At 60.7% G+C, this 20,559-nt stretch carries 19 protein-coding genes; 15 read left to right on the top strand and 4 right to left on the bottom strand.

Going from position 1 to position 20,559, the window contains the following annotated elements; genetic code table 11:
• Positions 1–45 precede the first annotated feature (45 nt).
• Positions 46–1,059, top strand: a complete 1,014-nt coding sequence (locus BN1012_RS09945; RefSeq protein ID WP_043949491.1) for a zinc-dependent alcohol dehydrogenase family protein — start codon at positions 46–48, stop codon at positions 1,057–1,059.
• 27 nt (positions 1,060–1,086) lie between these two features.
• Here the strand turns inward: BN1012_RS09945 and BN1012_RS09940 are convergent, their stop codons facing one another.
• Entirely contained in the window at positions 1,087–3,426 is a 2,340-nt protein-coding gene (locus BN1012_RS09940) for a CHASE2 domain-containing protein (RefSeq protein WP_043949490.1), read from the bottom strand.
• A gap of 211 nt (positions 3,427–3,637) precedes the next feature.
• Complete coding sequence (locus BN1012_RS09935; protein WP_197538296.1) at positions 3,638–4,117, bottom strand: c-type cytochrome; 480 nt, start codon at positions 4,115–4,117, stop codon at positions 3,638–3,640.
• A 213-nt stretch (positions 4,118–4,330) separates the two neighbouring features.
• On the opposite strand from BN1012_RS09935, the gene BN1012_RS09930 reads away from it, so the two are divergent.
• From BN1012_RS09930 to BN1012_RS09915, 4 genes are read left to right on the top strand one after another with little or no spacing between them, the layout of a single operon-like run.
• Positions 4,331–5,485 (top strand): ABC transporter permease, encoded by a 1,155-nt coding sequence (locus BN1012_RS09930; RefSeq protein WP_052535052.1) that lies wholly within the window; start codon positions 4,331–4,333, stop codon positions 5,483–5,485.
• A 2-nt stretch (positions 5,486–5,487) separates the two neighbouring features.
• On the top strand, positions 5,488–6,273 hold the full coding sequence (locus tag BN1012_RS09925; protein WP_043949489.1) for an ABC transporter ATP-binding protein: 786 nt from the start codon (positions 5,488–5,490) through the stop codon (positions 6,271–6,273).
• Positions 6,274–6,297: 24 nt separating this feature from the next.
• Entirely contained in the window at positions 6,298–7,188 is an 891-nt protein-coding gene (locus BN1012_RS09920; protein WP_052535050.1) for an MlaD family protein, read from the top strand.
• Positions 7,189–7,190: 2 nt separating this feature from the next.
• A complete protein-coding gene (locus BN1012_RS09915) occupies positions 7,191–7,847 on the top strand; it encodes an ABC-type transport auxiliary lipoprotein family protein (protein WP_043949488.1) in 657 nt (218 codons plus the stop codon).
• Positions 7,848–7,865: 18 nt separating this feature from the next.
• Here the strand turns inward: BN1012_RS09915 and BN1012_RS09910 are convergent, their stop codons facing one another.
• On the bottom strand, positions 7,866–10,139 hold the full coding sequence (locus tag BN1012_RS09910) for a hypothetical protein (protein ID WP_043949487.1): 2,274 nt from the start codon (positions 10,137–10,139) through the stop codon (positions 7,866–7,868).
• 207 nt (positions 10,140–10,346) lie between these two features.
• On the opposite strand from BN1012_RS09910, the gene BN1012_RS09905 reads away from it, so the two are divergent.
• The 10 genes from BN1012_RS09905 to BN1012_RS09860 all read left to right on the top strand — a co-directional run bounded on the left by BN1012_RS09905 (position 10,347) and on the right by BN1012_RS09860 (position 19,592).
• Positions 10,347–11,057 carry an NnrU family protein gene (locus BN1012_RS09905; RefSeq protein WP_043950911.1) on the top strand — a complete coding sequence of 237 codons (711 nt, stop codon included), beginning with the start codon at positions 10,347–10,349 and terminating at the stop codon, positions 11,055–11,057.
• Positions 11,058–11,178: 121 nt separating this feature from the next.
• Positions 11,179–11,589 (top strand): Hpt domain-containing protein, encoded by a 411-nt coding sequence (locus tag BN1012_RS09900; RefSeq protein WP_052535048.1) that lies wholly within the window; start codon positions 11,179–11,181, stop codon positions 11,587–11,589.
• A gap of 136 nt (positions 11,590–11,725) precedes the next feature.
• A complete protein-coding gene (locus BN1012_RS09895; RefSeq protein ID WP_043949486.1) occupies positions 11,726–12,328 on the top strand; it encodes a carboxymuconolactone decarboxylase family protein in 603 nt (200 codons plus the stop codon).
• A 199-nt stretch (positions 12,329–12,527) separates the two neighbouring features.
• Positions 12,528–13,613, top strand: coding sequence for an NAD-dependent epimerase/dehydratase family protein (locus tag BN1012_RS09890; protein ID WP_052535045.1), 1,086 nt, complete (start codon positions 12,528–12,530; stop codon positions 13,611–13,613).
• A 12-nt stretch (positions 13,614–13,625) separates the two neighbouring features.
• Positions 13,626–14,867: a LegC family aminotransferase gene (locus BN1012_RS09885; protein ID WP_197538295.1), complete on the top strand. Its 1,242-nt coding sequence runs from the start codon at positions 13,626–13,628 to the stop codon at positions 14,865–14,867.
• Complete coding sequence (neuC, locus tag BN1012_RS09880) at positions 14,860–16,083, top strand: UDP-N-acetylglucosamine 2-epimerase (RefSeq protein WP_043949485.1); 1,224 nt, start codon at positions 14,860–14,862, stop codon at positions 16,081–16,083. The genes BN1012_RS09885 and neuC overlap by 8 nt, the downstream gene beginning before the upstream one ends.
• On the top strand, positions 16,080–17,156 hold the full coding sequence (gene neuB, locus BN1012_RS09875) for an N-acetylneuraminate synthase (RefSeq protein WP_043949484.1): 1,077 nt from the start codon (positions 16,080–16,082) through the stop codon (positions 17,154–17,156). Before neuC ends, neuB begins: the two co-directional genes overlap by 4 nt.
• Positions 17,153–17,833 carry a NeuD/PglB/VioB family sugar acetyltransferase gene (locus tag BN1012_RS09870; RefSeq protein ID WP_052535042.1) on the top strand — a complete coding sequence of 227 codons (681 nt, stop codon included), beginning with the start codon at positions 17,153–17,155 and terminating at the stop codon, positions 17,831–17,833. Before neuB ends, BN1012_RS09870 begins: the two co-directional genes overlap by 4 nt.
• On the top strand, positions 17,830–18,903 hold the full coding sequence (locus BN1012_RS09865; protein WP_043949483.1) for a nucleotidyltransferase family protein: 1,074 nt from the start codon (positions 17,830–17,832) through the stop codon (positions 18,901–18,903). The genes BN1012_RS09870 and BN1012_RS09865 overlap by 4 nt, the downstream gene beginning before the upstream one ends.
• Complete coding sequence (locus BN1012_RS09860; RefSeq protein ID WP_043949482.1) at positions 18,903–19,592, top strand: acylneuraminate cytidylyltransferase family protein; 690 nt, start codon at positions 18,903–18,905, stop codon at positions 19,590–19,592. Before BN1012_RS09865 ends, BN1012_RS09860 begins: the two co-directional genes overlap by 1 nt.
• Here BN1012_RS09860 and BN1012_RS09855 read toward each other — a convergent pair.
• Positions 19,589–20,554, bottom strand: a complete 966-nt coding sequence (locus tag BN1012_RS09855) for a polysaccharide deacetylase family protein (protein ID WP_043949481.1) — start codon at positions 20,552–20,554, stop codon at positions 19,589–19,591. The two genes, BN1012_RS09860 and BN1012_RS09855, sit on opposite strands and share 4 nt — an antisense overlap.
• Between the last annotated feature and the right edge of the window lie 5 nt (positions 20,555–20,559).

Genomic DNA, 20,559 nt, shown 5'->3' with positions numbered 1-20,559 from the left:
TGATCCAAAATTTTTGAAACTGACCAAACAATTAGGAGACTTCACATGCGGGCAATGGAAATCCAGGGAGCGTTCGGGCTCGATAATCTGGCGTTGGTGGAGCGGGACGTGCCCAAGGCGGGACCCGGACAGATTGTGGTGCGGCTGAAGGCTGCCTGCCTCAACTTCCGGGATTTTGCGACGGTGCTTGGTCTGGGTGGCCAGTACCCGCTGCCGCTTATTCCCCTGTCTGACTCTGTCGGAACGGTAAGTGACGTGGGCGAGGGCGTGACGCGGGTTGCCGCAGGCGACCGTGTGTGCCCGACATTTTTTCCAACCTGGCATGCGGGCGGTCCGACCATTGAAGGTCTGTCCAAGGCGCTGGGCGGATCGCTTGATGGTTGTGCGCAGGACTATCTGCTGATCGGCGAAGATGGCGTGGTCAAGGTGCCCGAGTACATGACCGACATGGAAGCTGCGATGCTACCCTGTGCGGCGCTGACCGCGTGGCGGGCCTTGATGGTTGAAGGCAACCTCAAGGCAGGCGACACGGTGCTTGTGCAGGGCACTGGCGGCGTGTCGATGTTTGCGCTTCAGTTTGCCAAGGCTGCTGGCGCGCGGGTGATTGCCACGTCGTCCTCTGACGAGAAGCTCGAGCGCGCAAAGGCGCTGGGGGCGGATGATGTCATCAACTACAAGTCCACGCCTGACTGGGGCATTGCGGCACGCGGCTTTACCGGCGGCGTTGGCGTTGACCATGTGGTTGAAGTGGGCGGTGCTGAAACTTTCACGCAATCCCTGACGGCGATCCGGGTTGGTGGCCATGTGGCGGTCATCGGTCTGTTGTCCGGCATGATGAAAGACATGAATGTCGCGACCATGTTCTCGCAGAATGCGCGTATTCACGGAATTACCGTCGGCAATCGCACGCAGTTTGAAGACATGCTCAAGGCCATGGCCCTGCATGAGATTCATCCGGTCATCGACACGACCTTTGCGCTGGAAGACCTCAAGGCGGGTCTCGAGCACATGGGCTCTGGCGCGCACTTCGGTAAAATCGGTATTGAGATTGCCAGCTAGGGTAGCCGCTAGAGTTGCGGCGAGGTGCTAGACCTGCGCCTCGCCGAGCTCGGCGGGTTCCGGCTTGCCGATGGAGACCTTTGACTTGGCAGGCGACAGCAAATCCGCGATTTCATGGACACCATCCCAGTCGTCTGCTGGCGGGTTGGCTTCCAGCCGTTTGATGCGCTCATCATACAGATCGTACAGAGTCGGGATGGCACCGGAGAGTTTCCGGCACTGGGCTGATATCTGACGGGCGGTGTTCCACTCCCTTGAGCGATAGGCCTTGAAGAGCGCATTGTGGGCTTCGTCCAGCGCCTTGAATTTCGGGCTCGCTCCCATGATGGGGTCACCAAGCAGCGCGTAAACACGCCAGGGGCCGATGCGTCCGTCCAGACGCAGCTGGTCAATCTCCAGCAACGCAAACTTGTCTTTGATTTCGTCGCGGGCGTCGGCGCCGACAATGATGGCCGGGCCATATTGGCGGGACAGGCGCTGCAGCAGCTGGGCTTCGTTCACAGCGCCGCCGATGCCGGAGAAGTCATAGACTTTTTCAGCACCAAGGTTGCCGACAACAGCCATGCCGCGCTCAATGCCGATGCTCATGGAAACGGGAATGAACGGGCGGTGGGCGCGCTGTGCTTCGCGCTCCAGGTCGCGGTTGACCGGCTCAAGTTCTGCCACCATGCGCAGGGCTGCGTGGCCCGCCTGAATTGTGTGGTCGGTGCGTTCTACAGGAGCGTTCCACAGTGCGTTTATGCCGCCGCCGACGAACCGGTCGACCATCCCGTCGTGGCGCAGCACGCAGCGCGTCAGCGGCTCGTGAATGTTGTTCACAAGGCTTGCAAGGGCCTGTGCGTCTTCCCCGAAAGGTTCAGCCACGCGGTGGAAGGCCCGCACGTCGGCGGACAAAGCCGTGACCATGGACCCGCGGCCGGTGGGGGCGGCGGCCTCCGGTTTGCGGACCAGCGTGTTGATGTGTTTCGGGGACAAGCGGTCTGAAAACTGGTTGCGGATGAAACGCTCGGTGGCGTTGCGGCGCATGAGGTTCATCGTTGAACCGATCAGGAACACAATGACGAGGCCGGTTACCGGCAGCACGGGATCGATCAGCCAGAGCTTGGACGTAAAGGCGAACCAGCCGCCCCAAAGCGCGCTGCCTATCGCCAACACGCCAAAAAGGGCTGCCCAGAGTGTGCCTGCCGTTATGAGCAACGCGAGAAGGGCAACGCCCGTCACCAGCAAATAGACCTGTTCAGCGGGCAGCGCCCAGTCGGGCCGCCACAGATAGTGACCCAGCAGCATCTGCTCCAGCATCTGCACATGGGCTTCGACGCGGGGCATTGTGCCAACAGGGGTTTCCACAAAGGCTTCCGCCCCCTGCACTGTGGCGCTGACAAAGACGATGGCACCCTTGAGGCGATCGGAGTCCGGATGATCTCCAAGGACCTTCCATGCCGGCAGGTGCCGGGTCGGCTCGTCCTTTGTGTAGTGCAGCCACAGACCGCCATCGGGATCTGTCGGGAATTCCTTGTTGCCGACAACAATGCGCTGCACGCCGGGGCGGCGGCCAAATTCGAGATTAGCATCGGGCTTGGTTACAAAGCTCAGGATGCCGCGTGCGCCCTCGGCGACGCGAACAGCTTCAACCGAAAGGCTTGGGACGATGTTCCCTGACACACGCTGCAACAGCGGCACCTGACGGATCACATTGTCATTGCCGGGACCTGAGGAGAGCGTGCGCGCGCCATTGCCTGATGCCACATCCTCCAGCGATTTGAGGCTTGGGGACATGCCTGCGCGCTGAGGAATAAACTGGGTGATGTCGCCGCCGCGGGCGGATACCGGGGCCTTGCGCACGGGCACCAGCGAATTGGGTTCGTCAGTCAGGGAGAACGCCGTGACGACAGGACCGCGCGAAATGGCATTGGCCAGTACGCTGTCATTGTCGGGCAGGCCGCCCGCTGCTTCCTGCAGGCGGGCAATCTGATCCATGTCCAGTTCCGGGTTGGCCAGCCACTCCTGCACAGCTTCTGCGGGAGAGGTTGCATCCGGCCATTCAAAGGGGGGCTCGAACACGACAGCGCGTGCGCCAAGGGAAAAGGCTTTGTCCGTCAGGGTTGCAAAGCGCGTGCGCGGCCACGGCCAGGGGCCGATGAGCTGCAGGCTGGCGCGGTCGACATCGACATAGATGACGCCGGTGCCGCTTGAGATTGACGGATCGCGATAGGCGCGTGGGGCGGCATTTTGGTAATAGTCAAAAACGGTCAGGCGAACGGATGTGGCGATGCCTGCAGGGTCGTATTGCATGAGCACAAGCCAGCCGGCGAGGGCAAGCCCCGCCAACGCCGCCGCCAGGCGCCGCAATAGCTGTATCGTTTTCATGTCTACCCCTGACGCCGGTTCCGCGAAGTACCCCGCGCGGCCGCCTGCATCTGTTCATAGGTGTGCGTTCATCCGTATTCAGCCACAGTCTGCCTGAACATCACCTAGCAAGGCCTTAAAGAATGGCTCAAAGATGACGTCTGGCAGCGTGGGCGGTCTACGGCATCCCACTTCATGAACAGTAGTTCAGGGAGGTTAAGATGCTGCTACTTTATGGAGCTGGGTCAGCTGCATCAGCTTCTGCCTCAGGGCCGCCGAAAGTCGCCAGATAGGCGATGACGTGGGCGCGGTCCTTTTCCTTGGGCAGGCCTACAAACGCCATGATTCCCTTGGGAATGACGTCTTTTGGTTTCTTGAGATAGGCGGACAGGGTCTCTTCGTCCCAGATTTTGCCTTCAGCCTTCAGTTCCATCAAGTTCGCTGAGAATTTGTAGCCCTCAAGATGACCGAATTCGGCGCCAACAATGCCATAGAGGTTCGGGCCGACCCGGTTCGGGCCGCCTTCTTCAACGGTGTGGCAGGCCTTGCAGCGATTGAACACGCGCTTGCCCTTTTTGGGATCGCCGACAATTTGCGTGTCCGCAGCAGCGGCCTCTTCGGCCATTGCTGGTGCAATCTGGGCGGTGGTGGCAATGGCTGCTGAGAAGGCAAAAGCAGCAATTGCGGCGAGTGTTTTGGTGGATTTCAGCATTGATTTCTCCAAGGGTCGCAAACCGTGGGCAGCACGTGAACTGCAAAGACCTTAACCAGCTGTCTGGACCCTGACCATGCGTTGCGATGCCGCGCACATCGTTGGGGTAATCGCGGGGCGGGGCCGGTAATCATATGATCAAGTGCTTGAGCGTGTTGATTGCCTATTCACTGCGCTTTCGGCACACTCCGGCATGTCATTTCGGGGGCTACATTGACCAGCGGGCTTGCGCGGTTTGAAACGCAGGAAACTGCCGATGGCGGACAGATAAACCTGTCCGGTCCATGGACCGTGCGTAATGTCGGTGAGCACGATGCGGCGCTGCGCGCGATTGCCAGTTCCGTTTCCAATACACCGCGTCACATGCAGGGGCGCGTGGTGATAGATTTGTCCGGGGTCACCACCCTTGATACGGCAGGCGCGTGGGTCGTTCATCGCACGCAGCGGGATCTGGCTGATGCTGGCGCCGAAGTGCAGATCAGCGGGGCCAATGCCACACAGTCAGGCCTGATACAGCTGGCACGGGAAAGCGATCAGCCCTGTGACGTGGAACCGGACCGCGGGACGGCTCTGGAAGCCATTGCTGAACGGATGGGCCGGGCGGTTGTGACGATGGCCAGCGAATTAGTGGCCATGCTCAACATGGTCGGACTTGTGCTGGTGGTCATCGGCAAGGTGATTGTCCGTCCGCGGACATTGCGCCTCACTTCTGTCGTAAGCCAGATGGAGCGTGTCGGGCTCAATGCGGTGCCGATCGTCGCGCTGCTGACCTTCCTGATCGGGGCTGTGCTGGCGCAGCAGGGGGCGTCACAGCTCAAGCTATTCGGTGCCGAGGTGTACACGGTCAATCTGGTGGCGATCTCGATGTTGCGGGAACTGGGTGTGTTGATCACGGCCATCATTGTTGCCGGCCGGTCGGGCAGTGCTTTCACCGCTGAGATCGGCTCTATGAAAGTGCGCGAAGAGATTGATGCCATGCGGACGCTTGGCATGGACCCGATTGCGGTTCTTGTGGCGCCCAGGGTGATTGCGCTGGTGTTGATGCTGCCGGTGCTCACTTTTATTGCGGACATCATGGGGCTGCTTGGTGGCGGGGTCGTCACTTACTTTGCGCTTGATATATCGCCGCAGATCTATCTGCAGCGCGTTGATGTGGCGGTGGCGTCGAACACGTTTTTCGTCGGGCTCATCAAAGCGCCGTTCCTGGCCATGGCCATTGCTGTGATCGGGTGCCTTGAAGGCATGCGGGTGACGGGCAGTGCTGAATCAGTGGGTGAGCGGACGACATCTTCCGTTGTGAAAGCAATCTTCACGGTCATCGTCCTCAATGCCCTGTTCGCCATCTTCTTTACGGCGGTTGGGTATTGAGCATGGCGGAACATGACAACATCATTCAGGTCCGCAATCTGCGTAATCAGTTTGGCAGCCAGGTTATTCATGACCAATTGGCTTTGGACGTGCGCAAGGGCGAAGTGCTGGGGGTCGTTGGCGGGTCCGGTACGGGTAAATCCGTCCTGCTGCGGACGATTGTGGGGCTCAAGCGGCCTGATGCCGGCACGGTGCGGGTGTTTGGACAGGATGTAGCGTCCCTCGCGGGCGATGCGCGTAAAGCGGTTGAGCAGCGCTGGGGGGTGGCATTTCAGGATGGTGCCCTTTTTTCAGCGCTTACCGTGGCGCAGAACGTTCAGGTGCCCATGCGCGAGCATCTTGATTTGCCGCAGAAGCTGATGGACGAACTGGCCGCTGAGAAGATTGCCATGGTGGGATTGCCGCCATCTGCGGGGCCAAAGCACCCCAGTGAACTGTCCGGCGGCATGCGCAAGCGCGCGGCCTTGGCGCGGGCGCTGGCGCTTGATCCTGAGATCGTGTTTCTGGATGAGCCGACGGCAGGCCTCGACCCCATTGGCGCGGCGGACTATGACGGATTGATCCGCCAACTGAAGGATGCGCTGGGGCTGACAGTTTTCATGGTGACCCACGATCTGGACAGTCTTTACGCTATTTGTGACCGTGTGGCGGTATTGGCGGACCGGCGTGTTATGGTCGTCGGCCCCATAAGTGAGGTATCAACGCACTCAGACGCGTGGATACAGGAGTATTTTCAGGGGCCCAGGTCCCGGGCGGCAGCGGGTGCTGTGGCCAGAGCAACGCCTTAGCGGAAGTCAGAGGACGGATAAAACGTGGAAACACGGGCAAATTACATACTGATTGGCGCCTTCTCGGCGGCCACGGTTGTGGCTGCGTTCCTGTTTCTGGTCTGGCTGACCGGGTTTGAAGGCGATGCGGAACTGCAGACCTATGACGTGATCTTTGATGGGTCTGTTGCTGGCCTCTCTGAAGGCGGTGACGTCCGGTACAACGGCATCAAGGTCGGCGAGGTCACCAAGATTGCCCTTGGTGCGGACCCGCGCCTTGTCAATGTCCGTATCAATGTGGATGGGCGCACGCCGGTGAAGGTGGACAGCCAGGCGCGTCTTGAGTTTCAGGGGATCACCGGTGTGGCCTTCATCGAGATCACCGGCGGAACCCCCACCAGCGCGCTGCTGGAAGCGGAAGGGGACAACGACTATCCCATCATCATCGCTGACCGGTCTGCCGTGCAGCAGCTGATTACGTCAGCACCTTTGATCCTGACCGCGGCCAATGACCTGCTGGTGCGGGTTGACCGGCTGCTGGGTGAAAACGAAGGCCAGCTGTCTGCAACCGTGCGCGACGTGGAGACGGTGACAGGGACGATCGCGTCCAATCACGAAGAGATCGACCAGATCGTCAAGAACCTGGCGCGGGCGTCCGAGCAGATTGCCGAGATCACCGAAAAGATGAACGGTGCCGTCGGCGAGATCGAGCAGGCGGCAGGGTCCTATGGTGCGCTTGCAGAAGATGCGCGCGTGCTTGTGGCTGAGACGCGTCCGGCCCTTGAGCAGCTGTCCAATAGCAGCGTGCCCGAGGTGGACCGGCTGCTGCGCGATACGCGGCGGATGATCGGGTCTGTTGACCGGCTGGTTGTTGAACTGGAACGCAACCCAACTGAATTTTTGCTCGGCAACGAGCCTGCGGAGTATGGCAATTGACGATGGTGCGACGGGTGAAGTCTGCCCTCAGGGCAGGGCTGACGGCAGGGTCACTTGCGGTTCTGGTGGCGGGTTGCGCAAGCATCCTGCCCGGCGGTGATACGGCCAGTACGCTGTATGGCCTCAAGGCACCGTCAGATTACGCAACCCTCATGACGGCCAATGGCTGGCAGCTGATGGTGGAAGAACCTGTTGCCGAGCGGGCGCTCGATACGGACCGCATTGCAGTCTATACGGGTCCTCATGCTTTGCAGTATTTCACCGGCGCACGCTGGACGGACCGGGCACCGCGCATGTTGCAGGATCTGATTGTCGAGACGTTTGAGCATGCAGGTTTGCAGATGTCAGCCTCGCGGCAGGCCGTGTCGGTGCGTCCAAATGTTTCGCTTGTGAGTGATCTGCGTGACTTCGAAGCACGGGTGACGCCTGCTGGTGAGGGCGCAGCGACAGCAGAAGTTGTTGTTCGGCTGAGTGCCAAGGTTATTTGGCTTGATGGGCGCAAGGTGCTGGACGGCCGCACGTTTGAGGCGCGGCAGAGTGCGGGCTCAGACAATGTTGCGGATGTTGTATCGGCCATGAATCTGGCCACGCAAAAGGTTGTGCGTGACGTGGTCACCTGGGCCGCTGAAACAAGCAATCAGGCGGTTCCGGCGAGCTAGGCTCGCTACCTTGAAAACCTATGCGACATGACCAGTCGCTTCGGCGAGCAGGGCATAGACCTTGCCGATGTCTGACGACATATATGTCTCGGCCAGAAGACCGTCCGGGTTCTTGTCGGCGGCGTCCGCAAGCAGGGTTTCAAACTGCGCCATGTACCGGTCCGCATCTCCGCGGAACTCTGCATTGTTCTGATAGCGATCTGCGATCAGTGAATGCGGTTCCTTGCCCTTGAGACTTGCAAGCCGCTTGGTGAAGACATTGCGTTCGCCGTCGCGATAGCGCTTCCACAGTTCGACCTGTGGTTCCTCCTCCAATGCCCTATCAATGTCGATGGAAAGGGACTGGAGCGTTTCGATGATGTGGTGGGCTGCGCGCGGCACATTCGTTGCCCGGTCCTCGCGCGCCCGCGCTGCGGACAGAACATCACCGAGGCGCCATTTGGCGTCTGAATTGGGGCTAGATGTCTCTGCCTTGGTTGGCGTGGCGGGGGACGCATCGCTGGACGTCGCAGGCGCAAAGGCTGTAGGCGACGGCTGGGCGAGTGGGTCGGCCGGTGGCCATGAGCCTGAAACCGGCCCGGGGCCCATACGCTCCAGGGCATTGGCGACAGATTCAGCCACAGCGGCAATGGCGCCGATCTGTTCGCCCATCACAGCACGCAGGCGCTCTGCCTGAGTGCTGGCTTCATCTGGAAGCTGCTCAATGCGGTGGCCAAGTTCGTCGCTGGCGCTGGTCATGTCCCTGGCGGCGTTCTGTGCACTTGTGCCGATATTGCTGAGCAGGGCCTGCAGACGTTCGCCGCTGGCATCCACATTCTTGGTTGAGAAGTCGATGGCCTGCGACAGGTGACCGGTGGCGTCCGCGACGCGGGCCTGCATGTCCACGGCACGGCTTTCCATCAATCCGGTGGTCTGCTCGATCTGGCTGGCGGCATCCCGCGCGGCGGCTGTCAGCTTCTCAGCTTCTCGGGTGACCCTTGGGCCAAGCCCCATGGCTTTCGCGTCGGCGGTGTCGAGGGCTTCGTTGATGGTGTCGGCGTGGCCGGCAATCGCTGTTTCAATCTGGGTGGCCCGCTCACGCAGATCAGCTGCCAGGGCGTCCAGGGTCTCGCGCTGCTCTGCGAAGGAGCGGACGGCGCGCTCATTGTCATCTGCCAGGGTGCGGGCGGACTGGTTCAGGGCTTCGCTTTGGTCTGCAAAGCTGATGGCCAGCTCGCCGGCGCGCAGGACGGCGTGTTCGGCGGTGGCGTCAAGACGATCCGCCTGGGATTCCACATTCTCGCGCACGGCCTTGGCGGAGCGGGCAACAGCTTCAAGGGTCTTGGAGAGATAATCACCGGCGCGGCCCATGCCGGCCTGTGCTTCGGTCATCTGGTCGGCCGCGCGGCCGGTGACGCCTGACACGAGTTCTACCTGGGAGCGAGTGGCTTCCACCACGCTGGCGGATTCCTGCTCCAGCGCCTTGCCGGTTTCAATCAGGGCCTTTCGTTCGGTGCCGATCAGGTCACGCAGGGTGCGGGCGCGCATTTCAGCACGGGCACTTGCAGCCTCAAGGCCGTTCAGTTCGCCATTGATGGTCTTGCGCAGTTCCATCGCACGGACTTCCGCCTGCTTGAGCATGCGTTCCATGCGGCGCATCTCCGTGGAGACGGCATGGCCAACGCTGGCGGTGGCGGCTGTTGAGGTTTCAACAGGCGAGAGAAGGGCGCGGGAGGCCTCTGCCATATGTTCGGCGCTGGATCGCATCTGGGCACCCCACCACATAATGCTGGCAAACCCCCAGATGATGGCGAGGGGGGCGAAGAGGGCGGCTGCAAGCAGTGCCACGTCTACGGGCGGCAGTATCAACAGGCCGCCGGGGCCGTAATAGCCCACGGCGTAGGCGAACATGATGCCGGTCCAAAACGCGCTGGCAATGGCACCCAGATAGAGCGGCATGGGTGATGGCTTGCGGGGGCCACGCATCCGCACCGGTGCCTTGCGCTGGCGGGTCGCGGGTTCAGGGACGATTCGCCGTTCAAACAGCTCTTCATCCGTGTCGTCAGGCTGGTTCTCGGTCTGGCTCGTCGGCTTTGCTGTGGGCTTCGGCGATGCCGGAGGTGCTGTGGGCTCGCTCTCGTGCTGTTTTGGCGGCGTGGCGGCCTTCCTGGTGTCTCCAAAATCACTGACGGTTGGCCGCAATCCCGCTGTCTGTGGATCGCGGTTTTGAGATGTGGCGTCTGATTTTTCACCATCCTGCGGGCCATTGAGCGGTCTTGCGAGGAGGGGACGTTTAAGGGGGCGGTCCGGCAAAGGTCCGTTCCTTCGATTTTGGGGGTTTTAGGGTGCAGGCACGGTAACCATTTGTTTACTCTAGCGTGGCTGCACGGACGCTGCCAACCAGAGAAGCAGGGCCGTGGGGATCGGTTTTATGCCGAAAACTGCTGGGGAGAGCTGACGGTCGCGCCATGCCGGCCGTCTCAGGAACGCTGCACACACTGTGGCGAGATGGGGCACAACATGATTGCAGATCCAACACTGAACCTGGTGGCTGCCTGCGCGGTCTTTCTGGGTATCCACATTTTCATCTCCGGCACCCGGTTGCGGGATGTCCTGACCGGCCGGATCGGCGAGGGACCCTATATGGGGCTGTTCGCCGTGATGTCGCTGGCGGCGATTGTCTGGATGGCCATGGCCTTCAACCGGGCCAGCGCGGACACATTCACCTTGCTTTGGGTCCCTGAACCCTGGTGGCACCATGCGGCGATGACGGCCATTTTGCTGGCGGCCATTTTGGTGGTGCTTGGCAATGTCACGAAAAGTCCGACGGCGGCAGGCAGTGGGGACCTTGTGGATGATCCGGATGCGGCCAAGGGTATTTTGCGGATTACGCGACATCCCTTCCTGTGGGGTGTGCAGCTTTGGGCGCTGGCGCATATCGCCATGAACGGCGATCTGTCGTCCGTCCTGTTCTTTGGAACGTTTGCCGTACTGGCGCTTATTGGTCCGCCGACGATTGACGCCAAACGGGCGCGGGCGCTGGGTGAGCGGTGGGACGGCTATGCAGCCCGCACGTCGAATTTGCCGTTTGGCGCGATCCTGACCGGACGGAACTCCTTGAAGCTGGGCGAGATCGGCATTGTGTGGCCGCTTGTGGGCGTCGCGCTCTACTTTGCGCTGGTCTACGGGCATGAGTGGCTGTTCAGCGTCAGCGCGTTACCGGTTCGTTAGGCATAAGCGCATGCTGTTGGGTCTTAATGTGATCCGAAAGATGCAGGCATCGGCGGTTTAACAATTCCTACGTTCTTTGTTCGTAGGCTTTCCGAGCTGTTTTGATTCGGAAGGAAACCGTATGCAGCCCGCGACTGCGCATATCTCTGAGAGCCGTACGGCTGGTCCTGAAGGGACTGCTGCTACGGATAGCCGGCCCATTGACCTGGTGCATCTGTCAAAGTTCACCATGGGGCGCCGTGACCTTGAGGCTGAAATTCTCGGCCTGTTCCGTCAGCAACTAGCCGTCAGCCTGGACAAGCTTGCCGCTGCCGCCGATATGGCCGGTGACGACAAAGCCTGGAAGGAAGCAGCGCATACGCTCAAGGGCTCTGCCCGTGGTGTGGGTGCCTGGGCCCTTGCAGATGCAACCGCTGATGCCGAGCTGCTGACATCCGGCCCTGACCGGGTTGCTGTCATCGCCGGCCTTGATGTGCTGGTGGGAGCCGCCACCGGCTTCATCGATGAGCTGCTGGAAGACTGGCAGAGCTAGGCTCTCTCTGTCACATTCGCCCGTCTTCACATTCCATTGAGATCGCTAGGGCGGTGCTTTGTAAAAGTGCCGCCAGCGCGTAGCCTCGCTCCCAAACATATGCCGTAAGCGGCACATAATTGGGAGGCGATGACACATGGCTGATGCAGCATCGAGCGTTCAGGGGCTCAAGCGGGAAGACCTGCCGGACCTGGAAGGGGTTTTTCAGCTTGTTGAGGGCGCCATGGGCTTTTTGCCCAACTCCATGCTGATCATGGCGCGCAAGCCGGGGCTGGTTGAGGCTTTTGCGGGGCTAGGGGCTCTTGTTCAGGGGCCATCTTCGTTGCCGGATGAGATCAAGCGCATGGTGGCGTTCATGGCGAGCCGCGCTGCGGGCTGCGTCTACTGCCAGACTCACACGCACCATCAGGCCGCCAATGCGGGCATCGGCGCGGACAAACTTGATGCCATCTGGGCCTATGAGACGTCTGACCTGTTTTCCGAAGGCGAACGGGCGGCTCTGCGGGTGGCGCAAGGGGCCGGTCAGGCGCCAAATGCCGTGACAGCGGACGACATGGCGGCATTGAAGCAGCATTTCACTGATGAGCAGATTGTGGACCTGGTGGCCGTCATCTCGATGTTCGGGTTCCTGAACCGGTGGAATGACACCTTCGCGACGCAGCTGGAGGCCGATCCGACCGCCCATGCCAAGGCGCACATGGCGGCGCATGGCTGGGACGCAGGTAAACATGCCGGGTAGGTGGCCAAACTGCTCTTAAGACCTTGCTTTGCTTGGTTTTTTTCGACAGTTCCGTGACGCGGTGGTGACCCCTTGGTAACGGCGGCGTTGAGCCTTCATTAACCATTCGAGCGCAGAATCTTACGCACAGGTAAATGACAGGCTGCCCGGTTTGCGTATTGGCGCATGTCGGGGGCCTCGTCCTTGATGCGTGAGAGCCATGACACTTCAGGATGCGGGGCTGCCCCAGGCAGCGGCAAAGACGGCAATTCCCACTGGCAAGACCGGCGGACCGGCACGGATATGTGTGGTCGGTGGTGCGGGCTATGTCGGCTCGGTGCTGACACGGGTTTTGCTGGCGCGCGGCTATGGCGTGACGGCGCTGGATACGTTCCTCTATGACCATGGCTTTTCCGTTGAAGGCGTTTATGACGAACCGGGTTATCGGCTGGTCAAGGGGGACCTGCGCGACAAGGACGTGGTGGCGCGCGCGCTGGAAGGCGTGGACCATGTGGTGCTGCTGGCGTCGCTTGTGGGTGACCCGATCTCCAAGAAATATCCGGACCTCACACGGTCGGTGAATCTCGATGGCAGCCAGGCGCTGTATGACGCGCTGGATGCGCACGGGATCGACCGGTTTGTGTTCACGTCCACCTGCTCCAATTACGGCCTGCGCGAAGATGACTCGCTGGCGGATGAAAGTTCAGAGCTGAACCCGCTGTCGCTGTATGCGGAAACAAAAGTCGGGTTTGAGCGGTTTGTGCTGTCGCGGCTGCACGAGCAGCAGGTGACGCCGACATTGCTGCGCATTGCGACGGCGTTTGGTCTGAGCCCGCGCATGCGCTTTGACCTGACGGTCAACGAGTTTGGCCGCGCCATGGCGATGCAGACGCCGCTTGATGTCTACGACAAAGATACGTGGCGGCCTTACGCTCATGTGCGCGATATCTCAGCTGCGATCCTCAAGGTGATTGAAGCGCCGGCCAAGAAAGTTGCTGGCGAAGTTTTCAATGTCGGATCGGATGCCAACAACTACACGAAAGCGATGCTGGTGGAGGAATTTGCCCGCCATGTGGATGCGCCGGTGACCTTTGTCGAGAAGGGCATTGATGCGCGCAACTACCGCGTCTCTTTCTCGAAGATCCGCACGCAGCTTGGGTTTGAAGCGCAACACTCGGTTGCTGCGTTCGTGCCGCAGCTGATCAGCGCTGTGAATGACGGTCTGTTTGGCCGCGTTGAAGAGATCAATGGGTATTACGGCAACTACCAGGTGCGCGACGGCGTGCCTGAATCCTTGTCCGTATAGGGAGTATCTAGCATGAGCGCTGCTGTGATTGAAGATCGTGCACCTGATGCACCGGTTTCGATGCATGCGCCACGCGATGTTGACCTGCCTGCTCGGATAGTGTCGGCCGTGCGATCTGTTCTTGGCGATGGGGCAGGACCCTATCCGCTGCACGAGCCTGAGATCGGTGATCTCGAAGCAAAGTACGTCAATGACTGTGTTACATCCGGTTGGGTGTCGACGGTGGGCCCATTTGTGGACCGGCTTGAGGCGGCTCTGGGCGAGACGTGCGGTGTTTCCAATGTCTTTGCCACCTCATCTGGAACCGCGGCCTTGCATCTGGCGCTGGCAGCGCTTGGTGTGGGTGAGGGGGACGAGGTCATCGTACCATCGCTGTCCTTTGTGGCGACGGCCAATGCCGTGTCCTACACGGGCGCAGTGCCGCATTTTGCAGACGCAGATGAGTGGACGCTGGGGCTCGATCCCCGGGCGTTGAAGAAACATATGGCCGAGGCCTGCGTCATGGTGGGCGGCGAATGCCGCGCCAAGGCATCGGGCCGACGGATTGCAGCGATCATCGTCATGCATGCGTTTGGTCATCCTGCTGAAATGGATGCGCTACAGGCGGTGGCGGACGAATGGAATGTGCCGCTGATTGAGGATGCTGCTGAAGCGCTTGGGTCTTCCTATGAAGGCAAGCCCGCGGGCTCGTTGTCGCGCATTGCGGCACTGTCGTTCAACGGCAACAAGATTGCGACTGCCGGGGGCGGTGGTGCGGTGCTGACCAATGATGCAGCGCTTGCAGATCGCGTGAAGTATCTCGGCTCGACGGCGAAGCAGCCGCACAAATGGGAATATGTCCACGACGAGACGGGCTTCAACTACCGGATGCCCAGCCTCAATGCGGCGATGCTTCTGGCGCAGGTGGAGCGGCTGCCTGATTTCATAAAGCGCAAACGCCGGCTGGCGGCACGCTATGCGGCAACCTTCTGCTCCGTGCAGGGGGCGGACTTCATGGGGCAGCCGCCCGGTGCGCGCTCCAATTACTGGCTCAACACCATTCGGCTTGCCGTTGCCTCGCAGGCGGAGCGTGACGCTGTTCTGTCGGCAATGATCGACGATGGCATTCTGGCGCGGCCCGTATGGGAGCCGCTGCATCGTTTGCCGATGTATGAGCAGTGCCCGAAGGCTGATCTGTCGATGACGGACCGTCTGGCCGGGCAACTGATCAATCTGCCCTCAAGTGCCAAACTGCAGGACCTCATGCATGATTGAGGTCTCACGTCATATTGCGCTGGTCACCACCACGCGGGCCGACTGGGGCATCTTGCGACCGCTGGCGACGACGTTGCGGGATGATGCGGATGTGCGTCTGTCGATCATCGCGGGTGGTGCACATCTGTCTGAGCAGCACGGCATGACGGTGAGCGAGATTGAAGCAGCAGGTTTTGACATTGCTGCCCGTGTGCCGATGCCGCTTGAAGATGACAGTGCGCGCGGGGCGGGCCATGCGCTTGGCGCTGCCTGCGGCGGCTTTGCGGATGCTTTTGCTGACTTGAAGCCGGATCTGGCAATCGTCCTTGGAGACAGATTTGAAATTCTCGGCGCAGCCTCAGCTGCCTTGATGGCCCGAGTGCCGCTGGCGCATGTGCATGGCGGTGAAGCGAGCGAAGGACAGATCGACGAACAGGTTCGCCATGCGGTGACCAAGATGGCGCATCTGCATTTTCCTGCGGCGCAGGCCTATGCGGACCGCATCATTTCCATGGGTGAGGACCCCGCACGGGTATTCTCCGTCGGATCACTGGCGGTCGAGACCATTCGGACGCAGCCGATCATGGACTGGGCACCGATTGCGTCAGGCCTTGGGCTTGACCCGGACATGGACGTATTGGCAGTGACCTATCACCCCGTCACCCTGGCGGATGATCATGGCGTTGGGCCTGTTCTGGCACTGGGAGAAGCGCTGTCACTCTTCAGCGACATGCAGGTCGTGATGACCGGGGTGAATGCGGACCCCGGCAGCAGCGCTGTTGCTGACGGCATGCAGCGTATTGCCGATGCCCACCCGGCGGCGGTGGTTGTGCCGTCGCTTGGGCATGGGCGGTACCTGTCGCTGGTCAAGGCAGCGCGTGCTGTGGTCGGAAACTCGTCCAGCGGCATCATTGAAGCGCCTGCGCTTGGAACGCCAACCGTCAACATTGGTCCGCGTCAGGATGGGCGGCTGCGGGCGGCCAGCGTGATTGATTGCGCGGAAACCCCGAATGCCATTGCCGGTGCGTTGACGCAGGCCTTGTCGCCTGCCTCGCAAGCCATTGCTGCACGGTATGACACGCCCTATGGGGCGGATGATACCTGCCGGGACATGGTGACCGCTCTCAAAACGGTTCCGCTTGACGGTCTCTTGATCAAGCACATGCATTTTGCGGGCGCCGAGCGCAGCATTGATGACATGCGTGCAGGCACGACAGCGCTGGAGGTGGTGCGGTGAGCCAGCATGTAACCGTCATTGCCGAAGCAGGTGTGAACCACAACGGATCGCTGGAAACAGCATTGGCGCTTGTTGATGCGGCAGCTGTGGCCGGTGCGGACATCGTCAAGTTTCAGACCTTCAAGGCAGAAGCCCTTGCGGCTGCGTCTGCGCCCAAGGCGGTGTATCAGGCGCGCGAAACAGGTGGCGAGCAATCGCAGCTGGACATGTTGCGCGCGCTGGAACTGCCCGCAGACCACCACCATGAACTGGCGCGCGCTTGTGAGGCGACAGGCATCGAGTTTCTGTCGACCGCTTTTGATAGTGAGAGCCTGAAGTTTCTTGTGGGCGAGATGGGCATCAGGCGGATCAAGATACCCTCCGGCGAACTGACCAATGCACCGCTGGTGCTTGAAGCAGCGCGGAGCGGCCTGCCGATGATCCTGTCTACCGGCATGGCGACGCTGGGTGATGTGGAAGCGGCACTTGGAGTGGTGGCCTTTGGCATGATCGGCGGCAACGAAGCACCGTGTGCCGCAGCGTTTGAGGCAGCCTATGCCAGCCAGCAGGGGCGCGATGCCCTGCGGGACCGTGTGACGGTCCTTCATTGCACAACGGATTATCCAACGCCGCCTGAGGCGGTCAACATGAATGCCATGGCGACCATGGGCCGGGCGTTTGGCGTGCAGACGGGCTACTCGGACCACACCGCAGGACTGGCTATTCCCGTTCTCGCTGTGGGGCAGGGCGCCACGCTGATCGAAAAACACTTCACTCTTGATTGCGGGATGCCGGGGCCGGACCACAAGGCGTCCCTTGAGCCGGAAGATCTGGCGTCGATGATTGCCATGATCCGCGAGGCTCAGGTGGCGCTGGGGTCAAGCGTCAAGGCACCGGGCGAGGCGGAACGCAAGAACATCATCGTCGCGCGCAAGTCACTGGTGGCTGCGCAGCCGATCGCGGCGGGCGATGTGTTTACCGAAGACAATCTGACGGTGAAGCGACCTGGTGATGGTCGTGCGCCAATGGATTTCTGGTCTCTGCTGGGAACGCCGGCGGGTCGGGCCTATGACATTGATGAGGCCGTTGAATGAGTGCTTCAGACACATCACAGATCGCCCCTGACGCCGTGCCGCGCGACACCATCTTGATTGGTGGCGGCGGGCATGCGCATGTGGTGGCGGATGTGCTGTCGGCGCTTGGCCGTCCGGTACGCGGATTTGTTGCACCAAGCTGCAAGACTGTTCTTGAAGGCGTCGACTGGCTGGGCAGCGATGCGGTGCTTGATGACATCACGCCGGGGTCTGCTGATCTGGCGTTGGGGGTCGGCTCAACCGGTGATGCGTCCTTGCGGCGCGAGCTCTATCGGAAATTCAAGGCGCACGGGCACGGGCTGCCGGTTCTTATACATCCAACGGCCAGCCTTGCTTCCAGTGTTCGGCTGGGCGATGCGGCGCAGGTGTTGCTGGGTGCCGCAATTCAGGCTGGCGCTGTGATTGGCGTCAACGCAATCATCAACACAGGCGCGATTGTGGATCATGACTGTCGCATTGGGGACCATGCTCATGTGGCGCCGGGCGCTGTGTTGTGTGGTGACGTGACGCTTGGTGACGGCGCGCATGTGGGGGCAGGGGCTCGAGTTATTCAGGGCCTATCCATCGGCGCGGGTGCGCTGGTGGCGGCAGGTGCTGTTGTGGTTGCCGATGTGCCGGACAATGGCCGTGTGGCCGGCGTTCCGGCGAAAGACATGAACCGGGAGACAGCCTCATGACACGCGCGAACTGGCGGGATGTCTGTCTTGATCCCGATACACCTCTTGAGGAGGTGATCCGGCGGATCACCGAGACGGCCAAGCAGATTGCGCTTGTTGCCGGTGATGATCACAAGCTGCTGGGCACCATTACGGATGGCGATATCCGTCGCGGGATTTTGCGTGGGCTCTCACTGGAGACACCCGCGCGCGAGATCATGAAGGAAAACCCCATCGTCGCCGGGCCTGATCTGGCCCGCGATGTTCTGCTGGGGTACATGCGCGACGGCCGGGTCAAGCAGCTGCCGATTGTTGATGCGCAAGGCGCGCTAGTGGGGCTTGAGCTGCTGGATGACATGTTGTCTGCGCCGGACGCGGACAACTGGATCGTCGTCATGGCAGGCGGACTTGGTACGCGGCTTCGCCCGATTACGGAAGATATTCCAAAGCCGCTGGTGCCTGTTGGCGGTCGCCCGGTCTTGGAAACAATCATTGAGCAGTTGGCAGGGCAGGGGTTCACCCGAATTTTTCTTGCGGTGAATTATCTGGCTGACCAGGTGCGGGATCACTTCGGCGACGGCGCGCGCTGGGGCGTGCAGATTGACTACCTGGAAGAAGAAACACGTCTGGGCACGGCCGGTGCGCTGACCTTGCTGCCACACCGTCCGCCGGCACCCTTCCTGGTGATGAATGCGGACCTGGTGACCGACATTGATTTCCGGCGCCTGCTGAATTTTCACGGTGACCAGACGGCGGACGCCACCATGTGTGTGCGGGAGTACAAGTTTCAGGTGCCTTACGGCGTTGTGGAGACGCAGGGCAACCGCATTACACAGCTCACTGAAAAGCCGCAGCACAGCTACTTTGTGAATTCCGGCATCTATGCGCTTGAGCCCGAGGTGCTGGATCTTGTGCCAGACGGGCACTTCTACGACATGACCACGCTGTTTGATGACCTGCTGGCGCGCGAGGGGCACGGCGTCGTCTTTCCTGTGCATGAGTACTGGATCGACATTGGTCAGTTCGATGACCTCGAACGGGCGCGGACGGATTTTTCAAACGTGTTTACACCTAAGGGCAAACGCGCCTGATGGCACGGCTTGCAACCATTCTGGCGCGTGGTGGCTCCAAGGGCGTGCCGGGCAAAAACATACGAATGATTGCCGGGCGGCCGCTGATTGCCCATACGGTGGCGCATGCGCAGGACGCTGGGCTGTTTGATGCGGTTGTAGTCTCCAGCGATGCCGGCGACATTCTGGAGGCGGGCAAGGCTGCCGGGGCGACCCATCTGGTTCGGCGGCCCGATGAGATGGCCAGCGACCAAGCCGGCAAGCTACCGGGACTGCGCCACTGTGTTGCCGAGATGGAAGCGCAGCTGGGCCTGACGTTCGATACGATCACCGACCTGCAGCCCACATCGCCCACTCGGATTGCTGATGACATTGCCGGGGCGATTGCCCTGCAGGCCCGGCTTGGGGTGTCCAATGTCATTTCAGGCACTGAGGCCAAGTCGTCGCCTTACTTCAATCTTGTTGAAGAGCAGAGCGATGGTGCAGTGGCCCTGTCAAAGCCACCGGCGGATAACGTCGTGCGTCGTCAGGATGCGCCGCGCTGCTTTGACCTCAACGGGTCGATCTATGTCTGGCGGCGTGATGCGCTGATGGAGGGAGACGGGCTTTGGTTCGCAGATACGCATCTGTTTGAGATGCCTGCGGAGCGTTCTGTTGATATCGACACAGAGACGGACTTTGCGTTTGCTGAGTTCCTGATGAGCCGCTAGGCGGTCATCGCAAAGGGCGCAGCTTGCGCGCGGGGCGGGAAGACATTCGTATCCAGCCGCGGTATCTCGAGCAAACCGTCAGACCCTGGTGTTGCGCTTTCAGGCTTGGTCGTGAACGCCGCAACGCAGCACATGGCTTCAAGGCAACTCAAGGTTTCTTGGTTGTAGCTTCCATAGGGATAGCAAAACGTGAAATTGCTGTTGGGCATGCCAATGGCGTCAAACAGTCGGAAAGAATTGAAGATGTCCGCGCGTTGGTCGTCGGCATTCATGCGATCCAGCCAGACATGGGCATTGCCATGGCTGCCGATCATGTGACCGGCCTCGTGCATCTCCCGTAGGTCATCCACATTGCAGTACAGGTCATCCGCAAATGATCCCGCATCGCTGCTGACGGTCTGTGCAAAGAGGTCGTCGGCAAGGGTTCTGCGCAGTTTTGACGGTAGTGCGTGCTGCAGCATGCGCTTGACGTAGATGACATCCGCTGTGTCATAGCCAAAAGCGTGGTGGTGTTCGTCGCGAAAGGTGTCGGGCGCGGGCAGGCCGGGATGGGCGCGAACAGCCTCATCTATGAGATTGCCCAGCTGCTTTGGATCGCTACCGCCCGCGAGAATGAAATGGATCTTGTTGACGTCCAGCATGTGGCGATCCAGAGCCGCGCAGGCAGGAGGAAAGAAAATCCCCTTGAGGTTGCGTTCCTGCAGCCGGGGGAAGACATGGGTGAAATGGTCCTTGTACCCATCGTCAAATGTCAGCAGGCAACTGCGGCGGGAAAGGGGACGATCGCCACGCAACGCGGCGATGGCGTCCTTTGGGGTTAAAACGTCGTAAGTCGCCTCAAGATAATCCAGTTGAGTGTCGAAGGCCGATGCCTCCAGCCCCTTGATGCCTGGCCACCGGCTTTGCTCGATCGGACGAACAAAGTGATACATCACAACGTCAAGCTGGTGGTGACTGCTCATGGGAA

Source organism: Candidatus Phaeomarinobacter ectocarpi, assembly GCF_000689395.1.
Lineage (GTDB): Bacteria > Pseudomonadota > Alphaproteobacteria > CGMCC-115125 > CGMCC-115125 > Pyruvatibacter > Pyruvatibacter ectocarpi.
This window is presented reverse-complemented; position numbering and strand designations above follow the sequence as displayed.